Annotated in this window: 1 protein-coding gene; it reads left to right on the forward strand. The window is 56.6% G+C overall.

Annotation, left to right across the window (positions count from 1 at the left end):
• Window positions 1-438: hypothetical protein (locus KGA66_RS29445; RefSeq protein ID WP_211472928.1), on the forward strand; the 438-nt coding region annotated here is incomplete at both ends.

Below are 438 nucleotides of genomic sequence, written 5' to 3' on the forward strand. Positions count from 1 at the left end.
CTGTATTTCTGGGGCGCGCCGTGTCTGCACCGGCATATCGAATTCGCTTTCAGCGACATCGTCGCGAACGCCAAGGATAAAACCGCCAAGCAGGCTTTCGAGGACGCGTTCGAAGCGTACACCGGGGAATCGTTGAGGCGTAGCGGCTTTCCCGTGCTCGACGAAGACGATGTCCGCCGGCGATTCCAGGTAGGCGGGCCATGCAGCGATTTTATGGTCATCGAGGATGATGCAACCATCGTGTTCGAGGTCAAGAACAAGTCGCTGTCGCTAGATCTCCCCGCGTCGGCCTCGGTGAACAAGTACAAGACAAAGTTCAAGGAGACGCTGCTCAAGGCGAATACCCAACTGGCCAACGTTGCCTCTCACGTCCGGAAGGTGCCAGAGTTCGTCAACAAACCGATCCATCGGGTCATCGTGACGTATGGTGATCTGATG

Origin of the sequence: Actinocrinis puniceicyclus, from assembly GCF_018283645.1 — a bacterium.
Lineage (GTDB): Bacteria > Actinomycetota > Actinomycetes > Streptomycetales > Catenulisporaceae > Actinocrinis > Actinocrinis puniceicyclus.